The sequence below is a fragment of the Salmonella sp. SAL00672 genome (genome assembly GCF_046552175.1).
Lineage (GTDB): Bacteria > Pseudomonadota > Gammaproteobacteria > Enterobacterales > Enterobacteriaceae > Salmonella > Salmonella enterica.
The window spans coordinates 410328-432779 of record NZ_JBGDUQ010000001.1; the positions used below are offsets into that span (position 1 = coordinate 410328).

18 protein-coding genes are annotated in these 22452 nt (G+C 51.6%); 9 read left to right on the forward strand and 9 right to left on the reverse strand.

What is annotated here, in order from left to right; all coding sequences use genetic code 11:
- Window positions 1–35: 35 nt before the first annotated feature.
- The 5 genes from treY to ACLJTG_RS02180 form a co-directional block, all read right to left on the reverse strand.
- Window positions 36–2564, reverse strand: a complete 2529-nt coding sequence (gene treY / locus ACLJTG_RS02160) for a malto-oligosyltrehalose synthase (RefSeq protein ID WP_079951427.1) — start codon at window positions 2562–2564, stop codon at window positions 36–38.
- A complete protein-coding gene (gene treZ / locus ACLJTG_RS02165; protein WP_079951426.1) occupies window positions 2561–4345 on the reverse strand; it encodes a malto-oligosyltrehalose trehalohydrolase in 1785 nt (594 codons plus the stop codon). Before treZ ends, treY begins: the two co-directional genes overlap by 4 nt.
- Before the next feature lie 128 nt (window positions 4346–4473).
- A complete protein-coding gene (locus ACLJTG_RS02170; protein ID WP_000698598.1) occupies window positions 4474–5259 on the reverse strand; it encodes an OBAP family protein in 786 nt (261 codons plus the stop codon).
- 142 nt (window positions 5260–5401) lie between these two features.
- On the reverse strand, window positions 5402–5731 hold the full coding sequence (hdeB, locus tag ACLJTG_RS02175) for an acid-activated periplasmic chaperone HdeB (RefSeq protein ID WP_001032161.1): 330 nt from the start codon (window positions 5729–5731) through the stop codon (window positions 5402–5404).
- A 349-nt stretch (window positions 5732–6080) separates the two neighbouring features.
- The gene (locus ACLJTG_RS02180; protein ID WP_000152297.1) at window positions 6081–6512 is read right to left on the reverse strand and encodes an OsmC family protein; all 432 of its coding nucleotides are present in this window, start codon (window positions 6510–6512) and stop codon (window positions 6081–6083) included.
- Window positions 6513–7023: 511 nt separating this feature from the next.
- On the opposite strand from ACLJTG_RS02180, the gene bdm reads away from it, so the two are divergent.
- The 4 genes from bdm to adhP all read left to right on the forward strand — a co-directional run bounded on the left by bdm (window position 7024) and on the right by adhP (window position 10646).
- Window positions 7024–7239: a biofilm-dependent modulation protein gene (gene bdm, locus ACLJTG_RS02185; RefSeq protein WP_000495700.1), complete on the forward strand. Its 216-nt coding sequence runs from the start codon at window positions 7024–7026 to the stop codon at window positions 7237–7239.
- A gap of 94 nt (window positions 7240–7333) precedes the next feature.
- Window positions 7334–7477, forward strand: coding sequence for a stationary-phase-induced ribosome-associated protein (gene sra, locus ACLJTG_RS02190; protein ID WP_023260388.1), 144 nt, complete (start codon window positions 7334–7336; stop codon window positions 7475–7477).
- A 176-nt stretch (window positions 7478–7653) separates the two neighbouring features.
- The gene (locus ACLJTG_RS02195; protein WP_000450511.1) at window positions 7654–9351 is read left to right on the forward strand and encodes an NAD-dependent malic enzyme; all 1698 of its coding nucleotides are present in this window, start codon (window positions 7654–7656) and stop codon (window positions 9349–9351) included.
- Window positions 9352–9635: 284 nt separating this feature from the next.
- Window positions 9636–10646, forward strand: coding sequence for an alcohol dehydrogenase AdhP (gene adhP / locus ACLJTG_RS02200; RefSeq protein ID WP_000642447.1), 1011 nt, complete (start codon window positions 9636–9638; stop codon window positions 10644–10646).
- A 90-nt stretch (window positions 10647–10736) separates the two neighbouring features.
- Here the strand turns inward: adhP and fdnI are convergent, their stop codons facing one another.
- Genes fdnI through fdnG form a run of 3 tightly spaced genes read right to left on the reverse strand, consistent with a single transcriptional unit; the run spans window position 10737 to window position 15331 of the window.
- Window positions 10737–11393 carry a formate dehydrogenase-N subunit gamma gene (fdnI, locus tag ACLJTG_RS02205; RefSeq protein ID WP_000045657.1) on the reverse strand — a complete coding sequence of 219 codons (657 nt, stop codon included), beginning with the start codon at window positions 11391–11393 and terminating at the stop codon, window positions 10737–10739.
- Window positions 11386–12270 carry a formate dehydrogenase subunit beta gene (gene fdxH / locus ACLJTG_RS02210; protein WP_000061599.1) on the reverse strand — a complete coding sequence of 295 codons (885 nt, stop codon included), beginning with the start codon at window positions 12268–12270 and terminating at the stop codon, window positions 11386–11388. The genes fdnI and fdxH overlap by 8 nt, the downstream gene beginning before the upstream one ends.
- Window positions 12271–12283: 13 nt before the next feature.
- Window positions 12284–15331, reverse strand: coding sequence for a formate dehydrogenase-N subunit alpha (fdnG, locus tag ACLJTG_RS02215; protein WP_001574320.1), 3048 nt, complete (start codon window positions 15329–15331; stop codon window positions 12284–12286).
- Window positions 15332–15608: 277 nt separating this feature from the next.
- Between fdnG and yddG the strand changes: the two genes are divergently transcribed.
- The 3 genes from yddG to ACLJTG_RS02230 all read left to right on the forward strand — a co-directional run bounded on the left by yddG (window position 15609) and on the right by ACLJTG_RS02230 (window position 18627).
- Window positions 15609–16490: an aromatic amino acid efflux DMT transporter YddG gene (gene yddG / locus ACLJTG_RS02220; RefSeq protein ID WP_000203795.1), complete on the forward strand. Its 882-nt coding sequence runs from the start codon at window positions 15609–15611 to the stop codon at window positions 16488–16490.
- 524 nt (window positions 16491–17014) lie between these two features.
- Window positions 17015–18103 (forward strand): porin OmpD, encoded by a 1089-nt coding sequence (ompD, locus tag ACLJTG_RS02225; RefSeq protein ID WP_000769035.1) that lies wholly within the window; start codon window positions 17015–17017, stop codon window positions 18101–18103.
- 143 nt (window positions 18104–18246) lie between these two features.
- On the forward strand, window positions 18247–18627 hold the full coding sequence (locus ACLJTG_RS02230; RefSeq protein ID WP_014343841.1) for a GFA family protein: 381 nt from the start codon (window positions 18247–18249) through the stop codon (window positions 18625–18627).
- A 24-nt stretch (window positions 18628–18651) separates the two neighbouring features.
- On the opposite strand, the gene smvA is transcribed toward ACLJTG_RS02230, so the two are convergent.
- Entirely contained in the window at window positions 18652–20139 is a 1488-nt protein-coding gene (smvA, locus tag ACLJTG_RS02235; protein WP_198898128.1) for a methyl viologen efflux MFS transporter SmvA, read from the reverse strand.
- 117 nt (window positions 20140–20256) lie between these two features.
- Between smvA and ACLJTG_RS02240 the strand changes: the two genes are divergently transcribed.
- Both ACLJTG_RS02240 and ACLJTG_RS02245 read left to right on the forward strand, forming a co-directional pair.
- Entirely contained in the window at window positions 20257–20835 is a 579-nt protein-coding gene (locus tag ACLJTG_RS02240; protein WP_000121043.1) for a TetR family transcriptional regulator, read from the forward strand.
- Window positions 20836–21049: 214 nt separating this feature from the next.
- Window positions 21050–22438 (forward strand): NarK family nitrate/nitrite MFS transporter, encoded by a 1389-nt coding sequence (locus tag ACLJTG_RS02245; RefSeq protein WP_000198251.1) that lies wholly within the window; start codon window positions 21050–21052, stop codon window positions 22436–22438.
- The last annotated feature ends 14 nt before the right edge of the window (window positions 22439–22452 follow it).

Below are 22452 nucleotides of genomic sequence, written 5' to 3' on the forward strand. Positions count from 1 at the left end.
AACGTTGTCCTGTCACGGCACATCAACACATAAACTCAGTCGCTCATTAAAACCAGTACGCCGCCCTGGTGTGAGGCCAACGACAGGCGTTCACCAGGCATTAACCTCTCCTGGGTAAGCACATTGCGATAACGATGCTGATTAAGCTGTCCGGGTATAATAATGTCGGTTCCTGACCAGAAACCGCTATGCGATTGTGACAATAAGCCGTCACATTCGGCGAACACCAGTCGGGGCGCAACAACAATCAGCGCATCATCATGATTGACTCTGGCGTAAGCGATGACCTTGTCGGCACGCTGACCAACAGCCCGCAGCGGTATATAGTCGCCAAAACGGAAGAGCTCATGATTCTGCTGACGCAAACGCAGTAAGGCGGCGGTGGCATACTGATTCACCTGCCCGTCCAGCCAACTCTCCTCGCGCGAGAAAACTCCCGGCGTCAGTTGGTCTAACTGCTGCGCCAGCGTGGCGAAATCCGGTTCGCGGCGGTTGTCGGGATCGACAAGGCTAAAATTCAGCGCCTCGCTCCCCTGATAGATATCAGGTACTCCCGGCGCGGTTAATTTGATAACGGTCTGCGTCAGGCTGTTAACCAGTCCTGCGCGGATGAAGGGTTGCAAGGAACGATAAAAATCCTGCAAAAATGTCTGATTATCCGGCGCCAGTAAATAACGGGCGTAATCAAGCATTGCCGTTTCGTAAGCCTCATTACTGTCCACCCAATCGGTACGTAGCTTCGCTTCGCGTAGCGCTTTCTCCACAAAGGCTTCAAAGCGTATTTTCAGCGCGTTTAAACCTGTTTCGTCCTGTGGTTGTAGCGTCGGGGGCCAGACGCCGGTCAGCGCCTGATATAACATCCACGTATCCGCCGATTTTGGCGCAGTGCCATCATTCAAAAATTTGACATGGGTCTGGTTCATCTGCCGCCAGCGGGCAAGGCATTCGCTCCACTGCTCCGGCGCTTCGGTAAGCGTATACAGCCGTGCTCGCGCATCCTCGCCTCGCTTGGTATCGTGGGTCGACGTACCGGATAACGCATCAGGCTGTCGCGCCTGTCGGGTTTTCATCTCATGGTGAAAGCGTTCGATGGAGAAGTGATGCGTGACGGGCTCGGCGCCGACTTCATTTAACGCCAGTCCCATGTTTTGACGAAAGAAAAGCGTATCCTCTACCGATTTCGCCATCAGCGGACCGGTGAGTTGCTGGAACCGAACGCGAAACTGTGTCGCCTCCTCCTGGCTGGAGGCGGGAACATCGCCGGTAAGAAGACGGCTCAGAAATGTAAGCGCTTCTGGCTGCGGAGGGTTTTCAAGCGTCTTTACCCGTTCCACAATACGGTGTAACAGGCAAATATCGGTCGGCGGTAGCCCTTCTGCCGTGCCGTAAGTGCGATATACGGGAAAGGCAATTAATAACTCGCGTAACGCCTGCCGAACGACGCTCTCTTCCTGTGCGATCTGTAGCTCGCTGGCAATCGACAGCGCAAGCGCGAGCAGCCGGGTAAATTCCCCCTCGAAATTGCGATCGACCATCAGCAATTTAGCCGCCCGTAATTCCGCCCGCATATCCACTGGCGCGCCTTTAACGGTCTCGTAAGCCTGGCGCAAATTGTCTATCTGCTCATCGTCAACCAGCACCTCCGCCAGCGAGGCGATAAATTCATAGCCTGTGGTGCCGGAAACCGGCCAGTCATCAGGAAGTTGCTCGCCTTTAGCGAGAATTTTTTCCACGGTGATATAGCACGCCGGCCCCACTTCCTGACGTAAACGCGCAAGATAGGCTTTCGGATCGGCAAGGCCGTCGATATGATCGATACGTAAACCGTCAACCGCCCCCGTTCTGACCAGCTCCAGAATCAGCCGATGTGTATCGTCGAAGACGGTTTTATCTTCCACCCGCATTCCTACCAGCCCTGTGACCTCAAAGAAACGCCGATATGAAAGCGAGCGAGCGGCATCGCGCCAGGACATTAATTTCCACGGCTGGCGCTCATGCAAATCAGCAATAGCGGCTTTATCGGTAAGCGCCAGTATTTCGGCCTCGCGCCCCTGCCACGTCGCCGGCGCAAGCGGATAATAGTTATCATAATAGGCGAACGTGGGTTTACCCGTAGCGGGATCGGGCTTGATCGCAATTTCTCCGTTTTCCAGCACGGCGTCAAACGTGTCGCCTAAAAAAGGCAGCGTCAGTCGGCGCGACCAGTCAATATCGAAATGGCGCGCGTAACGGCTCTCCTTGCCATATTCAAGCACGTCGCGCCACCAGGCGTTTTCCAGCGAGCTGGCCATGTGATTAGGCACAATATCGATGATCAATCCCAGCCCTTGCGCTTTAAGTTCGGCCACCAGTCTTTCAAATCCTTCACGCCCGCCAATAGAAGGCTCAATCTCATTCGCATCGGTGACATCATAACCATGCGTTGACGCTTTGGTGGCGGTAAAGATGGGTGAGGCATAAAGATGGCTGATACCCAGATTTTTAAGGTAAGGCACCAGCGCCGCAGCGCGATCGAAAGTCATGCCATTGCGAAACTGAAGGCGATACGTTGCAGTTGGGATCATGATGCAGACTCTCCCTGGGCTAAGCGGACAATAAGAGAATGTTGGGAAAGCGACCCGGTGGATTCATTCGGCCAGGCGAAGAGGGTCTTACCCGGTAAATCGGGCAGCAATACCGTCGTGGCGCTAATATTCAGCGCCAGTGACAGTGTTCCTCCCGGTAAACGCCAGCTAACGGCAATAAATCCGGGCGCGGTTTGCAATACCGTTCCTGAGCTCTCACGGGCAGCGGACAGCAGCGGCACGATATGCTTCTGGCGCAAAAGCAGTAGTTCGCGGGTAAACGCTAGCCACGCTTTACCCTCTTCACTGTGCTGTTGCTTCCAGTTAAGTTTTGAGCGTTGAAAGGTCTCTGGCGCATTCGGGTCCGGAACATTTTCCCCTGCATGATCGGCAAACTCTTTTGCGCGACCTTCACGAACGGCGCGGGCTAAATCCCCATGGAAATCGGTAAAAAAAAGAAAAGGACGGCTTTCGCCATACTCTTCGCCCATAAAAAGCAGCGGAATATGCGGTGAAAGCAGCAACGTGGCGAGCAATACTTTTGTTCGTTCAGCACCCGCCAGGGTTATCAGTCTGTCGCCCTGGGCGCGGTTACCGACCTGATCGTGATTCTGAATAAAATCCACAAAAGCGACCGGGGGTTGTCCGGTACTTTTTACGCCGCGAGGTTCGCCGGTTTGCGGTGAAATTTCTCCCTGATAAGCGAATCCTTCGGCCAGCGCTCTTGCGAGGTGTTTTTCCGGGGCATCAGCAAAATCGTTGTAGTAGGCCTGGGTCTCTCCGGTCGCAAAAACGTGGACGGCATTATGAAAATCGTCATTCCATTCGGCGGTAAACAGCGGCGCATTGCCATCCTGATCTCGGGGATGCAGAGAAATAATATTGCGGCTATCTTCGGTAGTCAGATGAATGGGCCTGTCGGTAATGTCTTCCCGAATACGTTGTGCGATTTCAACCAGCACATGCCTGGCGCTACTGTCCTCAATCTGATCGATAGCGTCAAAGCGTAAGCCGTCGAGATGGTATTCTGTCAGCCAGTATAACGGCGCCTCGATGATATAGCGCCGCACGGCGTCGACATCATAGGCGATACCATTTCCCCACGGTGTCATGCGCTCTTTGTGGAAAAACGCCGGCGCCAATAGCGGTAAATAATTTCCCTCCGGGCCGAAATGGTTCAGCACAATATCCAGGACGACGGAAAGACCATACCCATGCGCGGCGTCAATAAACGCTTTGAAATCATCCGGCGTCCCATAGGCAGAATGCGGCGCGTAAAGCAGTACGCCGTCATAGCCCCAGCCGCGCTCGCCGCCAAATTGCGCAACGGGCATCACTTCAATAACGGTAACGCCGAGTTCAGCGAGATAAGGCAGCTTTGCTATTGCGGCGCGGAAAGTGCCTTCCGGAGTGAACGTGCCTGTATGCATCTCATACACCACGGCCTGCTCCCAACGGCTACCTTTCCACCCGGTGTTGCGCCACGTGTAGCTGCCTGGATCAACCACATATGACGGACCGTTGACGTCAGTTTTTTGGGCGCGGGAAGCCGGATCGGGGACCACCATGCCATCGTTGAGTACAAAGTTATACTCCGTACCTGGCGTCACCCCGGAGACGTCCAGCGTAAACCAGCCGTCACCGCTCGCCTGCATTTCCTGGTCTTTACCCGCAAGCCTGAGCATAACCTTTTGCTGACCGGTGGCCCAAAGACGAAAGCGGACAACATCAGCGGCGATATATTCAGCCCCCCAGCTTTTGCAAAAAATTTTTGAACTCATTTGTCGCTCCGTTTAACCCATAACCTCTACAGCATCCGAAAAACAAGCATAGACTATGGGGCTAATTTTTACGTGACACTGTCACTTAACAGGCATTCTTTTTCCTATCTGCGTGTAAAACCGTGGAATTATTGTCGGGATTGCTCAGATGTACCGAAGTGCGCGGTATCGCCTCGCCCGTGTTCGCCAGAGCCCTGAACACGCTGTAGCTGGATAACCTCCCCCTGCTCCCAGGCGTTAGCCCCCTTAACAACGGGATGTTCAGGCAGATCCTGCCGCTCGCGTTTAATGGCCTGGGTATCAATTCCCAGACGGCGATCCCGATCGGCCAGCAGCGCGGGGTCAAGCTGCCCGTCGCCAGTAAAGCCCATCATCAGCGCAGGGATACCCATTGGCAGGGTTTTATCCCGGTCGGTATGCCAGGTGTGCCAGGTCTTGCCATAAGTATTAACAATCTTACTCATCAACGCTTTATCAGCGACCTGCGGTAAGCCAGGCGCCACCAGGCTACCGGATTTCACCTCGTACTGGTGGCTGTGCCACAGTTTTTTCTCCTCGGGAGGAAGCGTTTTAAATAAACGTTCGCTGATAATGTACTCCACCCCCATCAGGCGCGCGTTTTTCGTATTGCCGTCGTAAATCACCGCCTGCATGACATCTTCGTTCAGGACGGTAACGTAATGGTGCGCTTCCATCTGTCCGTTTTTATCACCGCTATAAAAATGGAACCCGTCAAGGTAGGTACTGATGGCATCGACAGGTGGTCTGGATTGAATAGCCGCCGCGCCTGTTTCCAGGGTACGTAATTTGGCAGAGGTTTTTTCCCCGGGAATAGGTGTTTGCGGCGGCGTATTATTGGCGCCGCATCCGGCCAGAAAAGGAATGATAAAGAGTGCCAGCGGTAAAATTTTCATTAGGTCTCCATATAGTGAAAGGGCTCTAATGAAAATAGTGCAATACCACGTGATTGGTAGAAGAAATGAAAGATGTTATTTGTGACGGTGTCACAAATAGTAAAACCCGACACACAGGCCGGGTTTTGATATCAGTTTACTCTTATTTTGAGAGTTCTTTCTTGATTTCGTCTTTTATTTTGCTTAATTCACTCTGCGGGTTTTTCTTACAAAGCTCAACGGCTAGCGGCACTGCTGTCGTCTCAGTTTCCTGGAAATCTACGTAGTCCCCGCCTTTAAAATCTTCATCTTCATTCAGCACCCAGAAAGCGACTGGCGCCATCGTCTGCGGATTGAGGTCAACAAACTCCTGGCAGCTCATACCTTTAGGCGTAACGTTTGTTTTAGTAGTATCTGTTGCCGCATTCACGCTAACACTGGTTACCAGCGCTGCCACGATAATACCTGCTGTAGCAAGGGAGAATTTATTCATTGTTGTTGCTCCAATAATTATATAAATAACCTCTACATCTGCGCGTTAACCCGTTAATGTAGAACACAGAAAATAATACCCCTCCTCTCTCAGGAATAAAGATCACCCTCCGTGATATGGCTATTATTGATATTTACGTTGACTGATTTTGATGTTTGATGAATAAAGCAACATGGCGAGCAGATTTTAAGGCGAAAAAGTAGGCCACGACAATAGCCGCAGACGTGGTCTACGGCGCGTTGAGGTGATAGAAATACGGCAGGATCTCAGATAGACCGGGAGCGAGCCCTCCGCCTGAAAGTATATTCATCAGCCCGATCAACCCATCGTTACCGGGCTGGCGAGGTTATCAGGCGTTAAGCTGGTAGTCGAGGGTGATTTCCGCATTCAGAACCTGCGAAACCGGACACCCGGCTTTTGCTTTCTGGATGATTTGATCGAAAGTTGAAGCATCAATATCTGCTACCGCGACTTTGCTTTGTAGCGCAATTTTGGTAATGGCGAAGCCCGCCTCCACCTTATCAAGCGATACGTCAGCGGTGGTGTCAATGGATGTCGGCGTAAATCCAGCCTCTCCCAGCATAAGTGATAGCGCCATGGAGAAACAGGCCGCATGTGCGGCGCCGATTAACTCTTCCGGGTTGGTTCCCTGCGCGCCTTCGAACCGGGTATTGAATCCATACGGTTGTTGATTAAGCACGCCGCTTTCTGTTGATACAGTACCTTTACCCCGTTTGATGTCGCCTTCCCAGTGTGCCTGACCTTTCTTATGGATTGTCATTTTTGCTCTCCTGTTGGCTCAAAAAATAAAGTATAGACTATGCTGATAATCTGCGTTGTCCATGCCGATGGATGTAGCATGTTGTCGATTACCCGCACTTCAGATATAGAAAATAGTTGTATGCTTTTTCAGTGATGGATATTAAACCAACAGGCCTCCCTTTCTTTAAAGAATATATCCCTCCTTTTATCCTTACTTTTTCTTCCGGAAGCGTATTCCATTATGTATATTTTCATTCAAATTAAGATTTGTCTTATCTCGTTGTAATAAAGGATAAAAATCGCAATAAGTAGCCTTTTAAATGTATATTTATTGTCCACTACTAGTATGAGGATATGTAATGGGCAAACGTAATATATTTTCTTCTGGGGTAAACAATTAGAGTTCCGCGTTGCGTTAAAATAACTCCAGGACTAATCTTAACCACAGCCGCAAAAATATTTGCCATGCTGAATACGAATTAATTTTCTGCGAGCCGTACTAAATAAATACATTTTCACGGAGGCATTATATGTTTACTTATCACTCAGCAAATACCTCAGCAGCACAACCGGCCCTGGTCAACGCGATTGAACAAGGATTACGCGCGGAGTTAGGCGTTGTCACCGAAGATGATATTTTAATGGAGCTGACCAAATGGGTTGAGGCTTCCGACAATGACATCCTCAGTGACATCTACCAGCAGACCATCAACTATGTGGTAAGCGGGCAGCACCCGACTCTGTAAAACCTGCTATGCTGTATCGGCAACCTTAGGGGTTACGTTTCTTTCGCGTAAGCGAATTTGTCCTTAAAACTAGCAACAGGATTGAGGAGTTAACATGAAATCGAACCGTCAGGCTCGTCATATACTTGGACTGGATTACAGAATTTCCAACCAGCGTAAGGTTGTTACTGAAGGCGACACCAACAGCGTGGTGAATAACCCAACCGGCAGAAAGCGCCGCGCCGATAGCCAAAAGTAATCGTACAGTCCTGAAATGACGTTAAACACCATTGCATCTGCAATGGTGTTTTTGTTTACAGGAATGACCTTAACGTCTCACAATGCTTTATACTCAGGGTCGGTTCCCTGGTGGAAGGCAATATATGATGATAAACGACGGTGCCAGGGACAGTTATTCGAAAAAGAGTGAGTAACATGGAAACTACAACCAAGAAAGCACGTTCCCTTTATATCCCTTACGCTGGCCCTGTATTGCTGGAATTCCCCCTGTTAAACAAAGGCAGCGCTTTTAGCGTAGAAGAGCGCCGCAACTTCAATTTGTCAGGGCTGCTGCCAGAGGTCGTCGAGTCGATTGAAGAACAGGCCGAACGCGCCTGGCTCCAGTATCAGGGGTTTAAAACAGAAATCGATAAGCATATTTACCTGCGTAACATCCAGGATACCAACGAAACGCTCTTTTATCGACTGGTGCAAAACCATCTTGAAGAGATGATGCCGGTTATCTATACCCCGACCGTGGGCGCGGCCTGTGAGCGCTTCTCTGAGATTTATCGCCGGGCGCGCGGCGTATTTATCTCTTATCCGAACCGTCACAATATGGACGACATTTTGCAGAATGTGCCTAACCACAACATTAAAGTTATTGTGGTGACGGATGGCGAGCGGATTCTGGGGCTTGGCGATCAGGGCATCGGCGGGATGGGGATCCCTATCGGTAAGCTGTCATTATACACCGCCTGCGGCGGCATTAGTCCGGCCTATACCCTTCCCGTTGTGCTGGATGTCGGCACCAACAATCAACAGTTACTCAACGATCCGCTTTACATGGGCTGGCGTCATCCGCGCATTACCGACGATGAGTATTATGCGTTTGTCGATGAGTTTATTCAGGCCGTTAAGCAGCGCTGGCCAGATATCCTGCTACAGTTCGAAGATTTCGCGCAGAAAAACGCAATGCCGCTGTTGACGCGCTATCGTGATGAGATTTGCTCCTTTAACGATGATATTCAGGGCACCGCAGCCGTGACCGTCGGTACGTTGATCGCCGCCAGCCGCGCTGCCGGCAGTCAGCTTAGCGAGCAGAAAATCGTTTTCCTCGGCGCGGGTTCCGCCGGATGTGGGATTGCTGAACAAATCATCGCGCAGACTCAGCGTGAAGGTTTAAGCGAAGATGCCGCTCGACAGAACGTTTTTATGGTCGATCGCTTCGGCCTGTTGACGGACCGGATGCCTAATTTATTGCCGTTCCAGGCAAAACTGGTGCAGAAATGCGACAATCTCCAGCACTGGGATACCGAAAATGACGTGCTGTCGCTGCTGGATGTGGTGCGTAACGTGAAGCCGGATATTCTGATCGGGGTTTCCGGCCAGACCGGGCTCTTTACTGAAGAGATCATCCGCGAGATGCATAAGCATTGCCCTCGCCCGATCGTCATGCCGCTCTCTAATCCCACCTCTCGCGTGGAGGCCACGCCACAGGACATTATCGCCTGGACGGAAGGCAACGCGCTGGTGGCAACCGGCAGTCCATTCTCGCCGGTCATCTGGAAAGATAAGGTTTATCCGATCGCACAATGTAATAACGCCTATATTTTCCCCGGCATCGGACTTGGGGTTATCGCTTCCGGCGCATCGCGCATTACTGATGAAATGCTGATGTCAGCCAGTGAGACGCTGGCGAAACATTCTCCGCTGGTGAATAACGGCGAAGGATTAGTGTTACCAGCGCTTAAAGACATCCAGGTCGTGTCGCGCGCTATCGCTTTTGCCGTAGGTAAAATGGCGCAGCAACAAGGCGTAGCGGTGAAAACCTCTGCGGAAGCGCTGCAACAGGCGATTGACGATAACTTCTGGAAACCGGAATACCGCGACTACCGTCGGACTTCCATTTAATACGTACCCGGCGGTGAATGCCGCCGGATATCACTTTCTTTTTTAGTTTTGGTGAGTCTGTCGACACACCTGAATTCCTTTCCCTGCTTATTTGTCAAGCTACTAATATTAGGCACCTTTATGTATTGAACGGGGATTTATCAGGATAATCCTGGCTAAACTATTACATTGTATTTCTGCCGCCTTGCATAACTCATCAGAAATATTAATCCTAAGAGGTAATAGCGCCTTACCTGCTATTACTTACCTGCTATGCAGTTCACTATTAATAAAAGGAGAAGGTTATGAAAGCTGCTGTTGTCACACAAGATCATCAGGTTGATGTTACTGAGAAAACGCTGCGTCCCCTTCGCCACGGTGAAGCTTTGCTAAAAATGGAGTGCTGCGGCGTATGCCATACCGATCTACACGTGAAAAACGGCGATTTCGGTGACAAAACCGGCGTTATTCTGGGACACGAAGGCATTGGCGTCGTGGCGGAAGTCGGTCCTGGTGTCACCTCGCTGAAACCCGGCGATCGCGCGAGTGTCGCGTGGTTTTATGAAGGATGCGGACACTGTGAGTATTGCAATACGGGCAATGAAACCTTATGCCGCAACGTGAAAAATGCCGGTTACACGGTAGATGGCGGTATGGCCGAAGAGTGTATTGTCGTCGCGGATTATGCGGTGAAAGTACCGGAAGGTCTGGACTCTGCAGCGGCAAGTAGTATTACCTGCGCGGGCGTTACCACCTATAAAGCGGTGAAGATTTCTCATATTAAACCTGGCCAGTGGATTGCCATCTACGGTCTGGGCGGTCTGGGTAATCTGGCCTTGCAGTACGCGAAAAACGTTTTCAATGCGAAAGTGATCGCCATTGATGTCAATGATGGACAACTGAAACTGGCCGAGGAAATGGGCGCAGATCTGACCATTAATTCACGTACGGAAGATGCGGCTAAAATTGTGCAGGAAAAAACCGGTGGCGCGCACGCAGCGGTGGTTACCGCGGTCGCTAAGGCGGCGTTTAATTCCGCAGTAGATGCCGTTCGCGCCGGAGGCCGCGTGGTGGCAGTCGGGTTGCCGCCAGAAGCCATGAACCTTGATATCCCTCGCCTGGTGCTGGATGGCATTCAGGTTGTCGGTTCGTTGGTGGGGACACGCCAGGATCTGACCGAAGCCTTCCAGTTCGCGGCGGAAGGAAAAGTCGTGCCAAAAGTCGCTTTACGTCCGCTTGAAGATATCAACGTTATTTTTAAAGAGATGGAACAGGGACAAATTCGTGGCCGTATGGTCATCGATTTCCGTCGTTAAACGATTTGCTGTGGTCGTCTGAGTATACAGACAGCAGATGAAAACAAGGCGCTACCAGGATAGCGCCTTGTTTATCAGATTGCGAAAGAATTACTGAATACCTTCTTCGCTCTCTTTTTTTGCTTCCGCCTTCTCGATTTCACGATACCAGCGTGGATGATGTTTCTTCGCCCAGCGACGGCTGACCTTCCCTTCGATCATGCCTTTAATCGAGCCTTTCACCCAAAACGCCATATACATATGGATGAGGATCGCGTGCATTAAAATAATGCCCGCCGCCGCATGAATTAACAGGCTATAACGCACCACCTGCATGGGGAAATACTGCGCGAAATACGGACGCCAGATAATCACGCCAGTCACCAGCAGCACAAAAATCATGCTCATAATGGACCAGAACATCATCTTCTGTCCGGCATTGTATTTACCGACATCCGCCACCTTATGCTCATTGCCTTTTAATACTTCGACAATATTTTTCAGCCACGGAATATCTTTTTTATCCGGGATGTTGTGGTGGACGAAACGCACGAACATAAACATCAGCGCGATGAAAATGGCAATACCGAAGAACGGGTGCAAAATACGTCCCATCTGCGGCGTGCCGAAGGTTTGCGTCAGCCATTGTAGCGTCGGGAAGAAAAACGAAATCCCTGACAGCGCTACCAGGAAGAAGCAGATCACCACCGTCCAGTGACAGGCGCGGTCGACAAATTTCGTGCGCACAATCATTTTCGACTTACTCATGATGATCCTCCTCATCGTCGTCCGTTTCTTTATTCGGGCCAATACCGATGTAGTGGTAAATCAGACCGGCGAAAGTGGCGATAAAGCCCGCTGCGGCCAGCGGTTTTAGCGCCCCTTTCCACAGATTGATTGAGGTATCGATCTGCGGATCTTTCGGCAAGCCGTGGTACAACTCCGGCTGATTGGCATGGTGCAGCACATACATGACGTGCGTACCGCCGACGCCCTGCGGGTTGTAGATACCGGCATGTTCAAAGCCGCGCGCTTTTAACTTCTCCACGCGTTGCTCGCCCAGTTCCAGCATCTCTTTTTTGGTGCCGAAGTGAATAGCCCCGGTCGGACAAGTTTTGACGCAGGCCGGTTCCTGGCCCACGCTGACGCGATCGACGCAGAGCGTACATTTATAAACGCGGTTGTCCTCTTTGTTGAGGCGCGGAATATTAAACGGACACCCGGCGATACAGTAACCACAGCCGATACAGTGTTCAGATTGAAAATCAACAATCCCATTCGCGTACTGGATGATAGCCCCGGCAGACGGACAGGCTTTAAGACAGCCTGGATCTTCACAGTGCATACAACCATCTTTACGAATCAGCCACTCCAGCTTGCCGTTCTGCTCGGTTTCGGTAAAGCGCATCACCGTCCAGGACTTGGCGCTGAGATCGGCAGGGTTATCGTACACCCCGACACAATGGCCAACGTTATCGCGAATATCGTTCCATTCAGAACAGGCTACCTGGCAGGCTTTACAGCCGACACAGGAGGAGACGTCGATCAGTTTCGCGACTTCAGCTTTGTAATCACGCGCCTGCGGAGGCGGCGTGATGGCGTTTGTTGCGGACCGTTTAATAATGTCCTGCGTTTCCATAGACATATGTTCGCCTCCCTTACGCCTTCTCGATGTTAACTAAAAACGCTTTGTATTCCGGCGTTTGCGAGTTGGCATCACCGACATTTGGCGTCAGAGTATTGGCGATATAGCCTTTGCGCGCGACACCCTCAAAGCCCCAGTGAATCGGGATCCCCACCGTTTCAACCTGCTGACCGTTGACATGCAGGGTGCGAAGACGACGAGTTACCACCGCGACCGCGCGAATAAACCCGCGTTTACTGCTCACCTTCACATAGTCGCCGTTAGCAATACCTTTCGCTGCCGCCAGCGTCTCACTGATCTCCACAAACTGTTCCGGCTGAGCGATAGCGTTAAGTAGCGCATGTTTGGTCCAGGTATGGAAATGCTCTGTGAGGCGGTAAGTCGTGCCCACGTACGGAAACTGCTCCTTCTTACCCATGCGCAGCGCATCTTCTTCATACAGACGCGCAGCCGGGTTCGAGACCACATTCGGGTGCAGCGGGTTAGTGCCCAGCGGCGTTTCCATCGGCTCGTAATGCTCAGGGAACGGTCCTTCCGCCATTTTATCAATAGCAAACAGACGTCCCAGCCCTTCCGGCTGCATGATAAATGGATTGGTCCCGCTCCCCGGCGCCGCGTTGTTAAAGTCCGGAATATCGTTCCCTGTCCACTTCGCGCCGTTCCACTGGATCAGCATCCGTTTTGGATCCCACGGTTTACCCTGCGGGTCCGCCGAAGCGCGGTTATACAATACGCGACGGTTTAGCGGCCACGCCCACGCCCAACCCAGTGTATTGCCAAGCCCTGACGGGTCGGCGTTATCACGTCTGGACATCTGGTTGCCCTGCTCCGTCCAGCTACCGGTATAAATCCAGCAGGAGGAGGATGTCGTACCGTCATCGCGCAGTAATGCAAAGCTGCTCAACAACTGGCCTTTCCTGGCAAGCAGTGTACCGTTGGCGTCATAGAGATCTTCCAGCGCATAGCCGTTGTTCTCTTTCGCCACTTCTTCCGAATGCGGTTCATCCGGCTGCTTGTAGTTCCAGCTCATCTTCAATAGTGGTTCGGCGCCTTTACCGCCTTCTGCGCGATACATTTCACGCAGACGATGGTAAATACCGGCCAGAATCTCGCCGTCGTTACGCGCTTCGCCCGGCGCGTCCTGACCTTTCCAGTGCCACTGTAACCAGCGACCGGAGTTAGCGATAGAGCCATCCTCTTCCGCAAAACAGGTAGACGGCAGACGGAAGACTTCGGTCTGAATCGTTGTCGGATCGACATCATTAGATTCGCCGTGGTTCTGCCAGAACGTTGACGTTTCAGTCACCAGCGGATCGATAACGACCAGATACTTCAGTTTGCTTAAGCTTTGCACCACTTTGTTTTTGTCCGGGAAGGACGCCACCGGGTTAAAGCCCTGACAGAAATAGCCGGTGACTTTCCCGCTATCCATCATGTTGAAATATTTGATCACGTCATAGGACTGATCCCACTTAGGCAGCCAGGCAAAGCCCCAGTCATTCTCTTTCTGCGCTGCATCGCCATAGAAAGATTTCATCAGGCTGACGAAGAACTTAGGATAATTACCCCAGTAGTTGACCTGATCGGCCAGCGTCGCTTTGGGGGTATTCGCTGCCAGATAAGTTTGCAGATCGGCCTGTTTTTCCGATGGCAGCGTCAGGTAGCCCGGCAGGCTGGTGGAGAGCAGTCCTAAATCCGTTAAACCCTGAATATTAGAGTGGCCGCGCAAGGCGTTCACACCGCCGCCAGCCATCCCCATATTGCCGAGCAGCAACTGGATCATCGCCATAGTACGGATGTTCTGCGCCCCGACGGTATGTTGCGTCCAGCCCAGCGCATACAGGAAGGTGGTAGTGCGATCCGGCGCGCTGGTAGAGGCCAACACCTCACACACCTTCAGGAAATCCGCTTTCGGCGTACCGCAGATGTTTTCCACGACGTCCGGCGTGTAGCGCGAAACGTGCTGCTTCAGCAGATTCCACACACAGCGTGGGTGCGTCAACGTTTCATCACGTTTGGCATAGCCGTTTTCATCGAACTGGTAGTTCCAGGAGGATTTATCGTACTGACGCTTTTGGGCGTCATAGCCGCTGAAAAGACCGTCATCAAAGGCAAAATCATCCCGCACCAGCAGGCTGGCGTTGGTGTAATGCTTAACGTATTCAGCGTTGATTTTGTTATTTTCGATCAGGTACAGCAAAACGCCGGACAGAAAGGTAATGTCTGTACCGGAACGTATTGGCGCATAGATATCCGCCACCGACGCCGTACGCGTAAAGCGTGGATCAACGACAATCAGCGTCGCATCGTTATTGTTTTTCGCTTCCATCGCCCAGCGGAAACCCACCGGATGCGCTTCTGCGGCATTGCCGCCCATCACCATCACGACGTTGGCGTTTTTAATATCCACCCAGTGGTTGGTCATCGCACCGCGACCAAATGTTGGAGCAAGACTTGCTACCGTTGGTCCGTGTCAAACGCGCGCCTGGTTATCTACCGCCAGCATACCGAGAGAACGCGCAAACTTCTGCGTCAGCATACCCGTTTCATTGCTGGCCGCCGAGGCGCACAGCATTCCGGTAGAGAGCCAGCGGTTAACCGTGACGCCCTGCTCATTCTTTTCAATAAAGTTGGCGTCGCGGTCGGCTTTCATTAATTTAGCAATACGAGTGAAAGCGTCATCCCAGCTAATGCGCTGCCACTTGTCGGAACCCGGCGCGCGGTATTCCGGATAGCGTAGGCGATCTTCACTGTGAACATAGTCCAGCAAACCGGCCCCTTTCGGGCACAGCGCGCCACGGCTTACCGGATGATCCGGGTCGCCTTCAATATGGTAAATCGCTTCTTTCGCGTTTTTTGCCCCATCTCCCAGGCTATACATTAATAGCCCGCAACCTACGGAACAGTATGTGCAGGAGTTACGGATCTCTTTTGCGCGCAACAGCTTATAGTTTCGCGCCTGAGCCAGGGCCATTTTAGGGGTAAAACCCAGTGCGGCCACCGTTGTTCCCGCCATACCGCCCGCGCAGATTTTAAAAAATTGTCTGCGGCTGACGTCCATTGCTTTCCTCTTTTTTCCACGGATGCACGCCTCCTTCGAACTGCAGCAAAACCTCAGCCCAGGATGCGTGTATAACTTCGCGAGGAAACTAACAGCAAAATCGATAACTTTTTTGCGTCAAATCAATATTGAAACGGTTCCGCTATTAAATAGCCCTATTTTTAAACTGCAATAACTCCAGGGAGGTACTAAAAAATGACACTGCATGGCATCGCCCTCGGAAAAAGTGCTATAAGTGGCAGTTTATTTTGCGCAGTATTCAGGACAGTCACAAAGCATGACATCACAAAAAGCAACGCTAATAGGGCTTGTTGCCATCGTTCTGTGGAGCACGATGGTTGGGTTAATTCGCGGCGTCAGCGAAGGTCTTGGACCGGTAGGCGGCGCAGCCATGATCTATTCATTAAGCGGTCTGCTGCTGATTTTTACCGTCGGATTACCTGATATCCGCCGTTTCCCGGGGCGATACCTCATCGCAGGCAGCGTACTGTTTGTCAGTTATGAAATATGCCTGGCGCTTTCTCTCGGTTATGCCGCCACTCGCCATCAGGCTATCGAAGTCGGCATGGTTAACTATTTATGGCCCAGCCTGACCATTCTGTTTGCCATTCTTTTTAATGGGCAAAAAACTAACTGGCTTATTGTTCCTGGATTGCTTATTGCACTTACTGGCGTTTGCTGGGTTCTGGGGGGCGAGAATGGTCTTAATCCAGGAGAAATTATCAGCAATGTCGCCACCAGTCCGCTAAGTTATTTACTGGCATTTCTTGGGGCGTTTATATGGGCGACGTACTGCACGGTCACAAATAAATATGCGCGTGGTTTTAACGGTATCACAGTCTTTGTGTTACTCACCGCCGTGGCGCTGTGGTTCCACTATTTTCTTACGCCGCAACCTGCCATGATATTTAGCCTACCGGTGATTGCTAAACTTTTTACCGCGGCATTAACGTTAGGGTTTGCCTACGCCGCATGGAATGTGGGCATACTTCATGGCAATGTGACTATCATGGCCGTAGGGTCTTATTTTACCCCCGTCATGTCCTCTGCTCTGGCCGCGCTGTTACTCAGCTCGCCACTGTCATTCTCCTTCTGGCAAGGCGCAGTCATGGTTTGCGTAGGTTCGCTACTTTGTTGGCTGGCAACGCGGCGGCGCTAAGCGACGGGCGGGCCGATGTTGATATAAAATCCGCCCACTGCACCTTGACACCCTTCACAACACAACTACGCTTTTATCTATCGCCTGTGTGTATTTGACGATTTTCCATTTTCACGTGCTCCCCCTGCGCCATACCAGGATTGCGCTGGTAAAAAATACGGATTTTATAGAATAGTTAAATATGTTAATTTGATGATATAATTTTATTAACAAATATATAATTAACGCTAGCTGGCAACTGTATTAGTGCATATAATAATCAATCGTTACTACCAAAAATAAAACCATAAACAGCCAAATAGTCCCCTCCGAAAATATATTTTATTAGACAGTCCCTAATTGAATTAATACTCTCAAATGTATTAAGGAGATCTCGATCACACAAATTAAAATAATTTGTAATCTTATGAAACTTATTATTGAACTTATGCCACTCCGTCATTTAAAAATAGTCTGCCATTGACAAACGCCTCGTTTAACAATGGTTGAGGAAACACGCTAAGAAAATTATAAGGATTATTAAAATGAAACTTAAGTTAGTGGCAGTGGCAGTGACTTCCCTGTTGGCAGCAGGCGTTGTAAATGCAGCCGAGGTATATAACAAAGACGGCAATAAACTGGATCTGTACGGTAAAGTTCACGCTCAGCATTATTTCTCTGATGATAACGGAAGTGATGGTGACAAAACTTACGCGCGTCTGGGCTTCAAAGGCGAAACGCAGATCAACGATCAGTTAACCGGTTTTGGCCAGTGGGAATATGAATTCAAAGGCAACCGTACTGAAAGCCAGGGCGCTGACAAAGACAAAACCCGTCTGGCGTTTGCTGGTCTGAAATTCGCTGACTACGGTTCTTTCGACTACGGTCGTAACTACGGCGTTGCTTACGACATCGGCGCATGGACCGACGTTCTGCCAGAGTTTGGTGGCGATACCTGGACTCAGACTGACGTCTTCATGACTGGCCGTACTACTGGTGTTGCCACCTACCGTAACACTGACTTCTTTGGCCTGGTTGAAGGTCTGAACTTCGCCGCGCAGTACCAGGGCAAAAACGACCGTGACGGCGCGTACGAGTCTAACGGCGACGGTTTCGGTCTGTCCGCAACGTATGAGTACGAAGGTTTTGGCGTAGGTGCGGCCTATGCGAAGTCTGACCGTACTAACAACCAGGTGAAAGCAGCGAGCAACCTGAATGCTGCGGGTAAAAACGCTGAAGTCTGGGCTGCTGGTCTGAAATATGATGCGAACAACATCTACCTGGCGACCACCTACTCCGAAACGCTGAACATGACCACCTTTGGTGAAGATGCAGCGGGTGATGCGTTTATCGCGAATAAAACCCAGAACTTCGAAGCGGTTGCTCAGTATCAGTTCGACTTCGGTCTGCGTCCGTCCATCGCTTACCTGAAATCCAAAGGTAAAAACCTGGGTACTTACGGCGACCAGGATCTGGTTGAGTACATCGATGTTGGCGCAACCTACTACTTCAACAAAAACATGTCCACCTTCGTTGATTACAAAATCAACCTGCTGGACGACAGCGACTTCACCAAAGCGGCTAAAGTGTCTACCGACAACATCGTTGCTGTTGGTCTGAACTACCAGTTCTAATTTTGTTGTAGTCTGAATACAAAGCCAGTCCTTTCAGGGCTGGCTTTTTCTCTTGATGTAGACTCGGTCATAAGGAGTATGCCGTGCAGACGTTCACTGGTCGTTGTCTTTGCGGACAGAGCCATTTTACCGTTGACGTCGAAATGCTGGATGTCTATGCCTGCCATTGTACGCTGTGTCAAAAATGGTCGGGTGGAATAGCCATGTATCTGGAAGCCTGCGGGCAACCACAGCTAGCCCCCCTTTCCCCGGAACCGCCATACTTTTCATCCTCTTCGCGCGGCGAACGCTACTTCTGTTCCGGCTGCGGGTGTCCGCTGTGGTTCCGGCTTACCGATACCGATCGCTATTTTATTCCCTGGACCTTACTGGAGCTGAACGAAGTTGATCGCCGTCGGCTGATTCTGGCTGCGGAAATTTATACCGAAACCCAGCCTGCCTTCTGGCGACTGACGGGGCAATACGCACGCCTCAGCGGTAAAGAGGTTGAGGAAATGGACTCCCCCTGCCAGCTAGCGCATTAAGCGCTTATCTCATCAGGCGTTATGTTATCGGCGTTGGGCTTTTGCCAGGCTGAACCACATCCCTACCGCCAGCAAAAGAAGCATACTCCCGGCGCTGCTTAACGCCACGCTATGCGACCAGATAAAGGCGTGTCTGGCGGCGTCCAGTATTGCCTGCCCCTGCGTGGGCGGCAGGCTATTCGCCAACTGCACGGCTTCCCCCATTGAAGATGATGCTCTGGCAATCTCTTGCGCCTCAAGCCCGGCAGGCAGACGGATAGACGCGGAGAAGCTACGGCTTAACAACAGGCCGAAAATGGCAATGCCCAGTCCTGCGCCCAGTTCATAAGCCATCGTTTCTATCGCGCCGGCCGCCGCCGCTTTTTCTGCCGGCGCAGCGGCCATAATTGCCGACGTGGAAGCCAGCAATGCGCTGGCGGCGCTAAATCCCAGCAGCGCCATCAGCCCCCAGGCCTGCCATTGTTGGGTGCTGAAATCCGTCATCGCCAGGCCATAAAAACTCAGCGCGCTTAACGCCATGCCGCCCGTCGCGACCAGCCGTAGTCCCAGACGCGAGACCAGCACGCCCGCAATCGGCCCGCTGAATCCACTGGCGAGCATCACCGGCAGCATAAATACCCCGGCCTCATAAGGCGATAGTCCGTGAACAAACTGCAGCTCTTGCGCCATCAGCAGCTCAAAACCCACCAGCGTGATCATCGCGGTCATTGCCATCACGACGCCGCTCAGGATAATGCGATGGGTAAATAGTCGCATATCAATCATCGGACGCGATGTCGCAAGCTGTGTGCGGATAAAGAGTCCCAGTAGCAACGCGCCGGTAAGCAGGGTAAGCGAGATGACCCACAGCGACAGATGTCCTTTCAGCGCGGTTTTAGCGCTATAGACCAACAGCAAAATGGCAATAATCAGCATCACCGCATGGCCAAGATTGAGCGGTTGATCGCGACGGCCCGCCTGGCGAGGAACATAGCGTGCGGTTAAGCCCATGACGACCAGCACAATCGGCACGTTGATCAGGAAAACCGATCCCCAGTAAAAATGCTCTAATAATATGCCGCCGATGAGCGGCCCAAACGCCGCTCCGCCCGAACCTACCGCTGCCCAGACGCCCAGCGCCATGTTGCGATGCTTTTCTTCACAAAAGGTGGCGCGTATCCCGGCCAGCGTCGCTGGTACAATCATCGCCGCGCCAATAGCCAGTAATACCCTGGTGGCGATAAGCCAACTGGCGGTATGCGAAAACGCCGCCGCCAGTGACGCCAGGCCAAAGAGCGTCCCGCCCAGCATCAGCAGGCGTTTAAAACCGATACGATCGCCAAGTGCGCCCATCGGCAACACCATGCCAGCCATGACCAAAGAATAAATATCAATGATCCACAGCAGCTCGTTGCCGCTGGCCCCCAGTGTCATACTCAGTGTCGGCGCGGCGACATGCAAGACCGTGGCATCAATGGCGACAGGAATATAGACCAGCACAATAATGACTAACGTTAACCACTGACGAAACATAACTCTCCCTTCAAAAACTCAAATTTGGACGCTTGTCCAGCTTCAGGATCCTACGGTAAGTTGAACGAATGTCCAGCTTTTTGTTACACTGCGCGCATTGGCTAATGTGGGGAAAATATGAGTTACCTTAACCGGGATGAACGCCGCGAAGTGATCCTGCAAGCGGCGATGCGCGTGGCGCTGGCAGAGGGGTTTGCCGCCATGACGGTGCGACGAATCGCATCAGAAGCCGATGTCGCCGCCGGCCAGGTGCATCACCACTTCAGCTCGGCGGGCGAGCTCAAAGCGCTGGCCTTTGTCCATTTGATCCGCACCCTGCTTGATGCCGGGCAAGTTCCGCCGCCCGCCACCTGGCGTGCACGGCTTCACGCTATGTTGGGTAGCGAAGACGGCGGCTTTGAGCCTTACATAAAATTGTGGCGAGAGGCGCAAATTCTGGCCGACCGGGATCCGCACATCAGAGATGCTTATCTCCTCACGATGCAGATGTGGCATGAGGAAACGGTCACAATTATCGAGCAGGGCAAACAGGCAGGAGAATTTACGTTTACTGCTAACGCCACGGATATCGCCTGGCGGCTTATCGCACTGGTGTGCGGGCTGGACGGTATGTATGTACTGGGGATTCCGGAAATGGCCGATCCCGCGTTTAAATTCCATCTGGATCGTATGATTACGCTTGAACTCTTTGCGTAAAGTTACAAATAATTTAATAAAAATCGCTTTTAATTTACAAATAGTAACAATTAAGAAACATCATATCTCCTCATCGCGCCGCGCTGGCCTGGTTTTTTATCTATTCTTTCACTCAATATTCTAAAAAAACTTCAATAAGTTCTCAAAAGAGCGCGTGACGCTCTGTCTCTTTTTTGTGTTTTTCTTCAAATGATATGCGCATGTGAGGGGTAAAATGACACGACAAAACGAGAATTATAACCGTTATCTCTTGAGTGACTGGCGACCCGAAAATCCAGCCTTCTGGGAGAATAAAGGGAAAGGCATCGCCAGAAGAAACTTATGGATTTCAGTAAGTTGTTTGCTCCTGGCATTTTGCGTCTGGATGTTGTTTAGCGCTGTTGCCGTCAACCTCAATAAAATTGGATTTAATTTTACCACCGACCAACTCTTTTTATTAACCGCATTACCTTCTCTTTCCGGCGCAATATTACGCGTTCCCTACTCCTTTATGGTGCCACTGTTTGGTGGTCGTAAATGGACCGTATTAAGCACCGTAATATTGATTATTCCCTGCGCCTGGCTGGGATTCGCCGTACAAAATCCCGCCACCCCTTTCGGGGTATTTATGCTCATCGCTCTGTTGTGCGGTTTTGCGGGGGCAAACTTCGCGTCCAGTATGGGCAACATCAGTTTTTTCTTTCCAAAAGCCAGACAAGGTAGCGCGTTAGGTATTAACGGCGGACTGGGAAATCTTGGCGTCAGTGTGATGCAGTTGATTGCGCCGCTGGTTATTTTTCTGCCGATATTTACTTTTTTAGGCGTCCAGGGCGTGCCGCAACCTGATGGCTCCCTGCTCGCCCTCACTAACGCCGCCTGGATCTGGGTGCCGTTACTGGCTGTCGCGACGCTTGCCGCCTGGTTTGGTATGAACGATATCGGCAGTTCAAAAGCGTCTGTCGCCTCGCAATTGCCGGTGCTAAAACGTCTGCACCTGTGGCTGCTTAGCCTGCTGTACCTGGCGACATTCGGGTCATTCATCGGCTTTTCCGCAGGTTTCGCCATGCTCGCCAAAACGCAATTTCCCGACGTAAACATTCTGCAACTGGCGTTCTTTGGCCCCTTTATCGGCGCGCTGGCGCGATCGGCAGGCGGCGTGATCTCCGATAAATTCGGCGGCGTTCGCGTAACGCTCATTAATTTTATCTTTATGGCGCTGTTTACCGCCTTGCTATTCCTCACGCTGCCAGGCTCCGGCGCAGGCAGCTTTAGCGCGTTCTATCTTGTTTTTATGGGCCTGTTTTTGACAGCGGGTCTCGGCAGCGGTTCTACCTTCCAGATGATTGCGGTGATCTTCCGGCAGATCACGCTCTACAACGTCAAACTGCGCGGCGGGAGCGATGAGCAGGCGCAGCGCGAAGCGGTGACGGATACCGCCGCCGCGCTCGGTTTTATCTCCGCTATTGGCGCTGTGGGCGGCTTCTTTATTCCAAAAGCGTTTGGCACCTCTTTGGCCTTGACCGGCTCGCCGGTGGGCGCCATGAAAATCTTTTTGCTGTTTTACCTCGCTTGCGTCCTGCTGACCTGGCTGGTCTACGGGCGTCGTAAGCCTAAACAACAATAACAACATACGCACCT

What these genes read in the sequence shown, in the direction of transcription:
- fdnI (WP_000045657.1), bottom strand. Translation starts at nt 11,393, where the DNA reads ATGAGTAAGTCGAAAATGATTGTGCGCACGAAATTTGTCGACCGCGCC.
- ompD (WP_000769035.1), top strand. Translation starts at nt 17,015, where the DNA reads ATGAAACTTAAGTTAGTGGCAGTGGCAGTGACTTCCCTGTTGGCAGCA.
- yddG (WP_000203795.1), top strand. Translation starts at nt 15,609, where the DNA reads ATGACATCACAAAAAGCAACGCTAATAGGGCTTGTTGCCATCGTTCTG.
- bdm (WP_000495700.1), top strand. Translation starts at nt 7,024, where the DNA reads ATGTTTACTTATCACTCAGCAAATACCTCAGCAGCACAACCGGCCCTG.
- ACLJTG_RS02195 (WP_000450511.1), top strand. Translation starts at nt 7,654, where the DNA reads ATGGAAACTACAACCAAGAAAGCACGTTCCCTTTATATCCCTTACGCT.
- fdxH (WP_000061599.1), bottom strand. Translation starts at nt 12,270, where the DNA reads ATGTCTATGGAAACGCAGGACATTATTAAACGGTCCGCAACAAACGCC.
- ACLJTG_RS02170 (WP_000698598.1), bottom strand. Translation starts at nt 5,259, where the DNA reads ATGAAAATTTTACCGCTGGCACTCTTTATCATTCCTTTTCTGGCCGGA.
- treY (WP_079951427.1), bottom strand. Translation starts at nt 2,564, where the DNA reads ATGATCCCAACTGCAACGTATCGCCTTCAGTTTCGCAATGGCATGACT.
- hdeB (WP_001032161.1), bottom strand. Translation starts at nt 5,731, where the DNA reads ATGAATAAATTCTCCCTTGCTACAGCAGGTATTATCGTGGCAGCGCTG.
- sra (WP_023260388.1), top strand. Translation starts at nt 7,334, where the DNA reads ATGAAATCGAACCGTCAGGCTCGTCATATACTTGGACTGGATTACAGA.
- smvA (WP_198898128.1), bottom strand. Translation starts at nt 20,139, where the DNA reads ATGTTTCGTCAGTGGTTAACGTTAGTCATTATTGTGCTGGTCTATATT.
- ACLJTG_RS02245 (WP_000198251.1), top strand. Translation starts at nt 21,050, where the DNA reads ATGACACGACAAAACGAGAATTATAACCGTTATCTCTTGAGTGACTGG.
- ACLJTG_RS02240 (WP_000121043.1), top strand. Translation starts at nt 20,257, where the DNA reads ATGAGTTACCTTAACCGGGATGAACGCCGCGAAGTGATCCTGCAAGCG.
- treZ (WP_079951426.1), bottom strand. Translation starts at nt 4,345, where the DNA reads ATGAGTTCAAAAATTTTTTGCAAAAGCTGGGGGGCTGAATATATCGCC.
- ACLJTG_RS02180 (WP_000152297.1), bottom strand. Translation starts at nt 6,512, where the DNA reads ATGACAATCCATAAGAAAGGTCAGGCACACTGGGAAGGCGACATCAAA.
- adhP (WP_000642447.1), top strand. Translation starts at nt 9,636, where the DNA reads ATGAAAGCTGCTGTTGTCACACAAGATCATCAGGTTGATGTTACTGAG.
- ACLJTG_RS02230 (WP_014343841.1), top strand. Translation starts at nt 18,247, where the DNA reads ATGCTGGATGTCTATGCCTGCCATTGTACGCTGTGTCAAAAATGGTCG.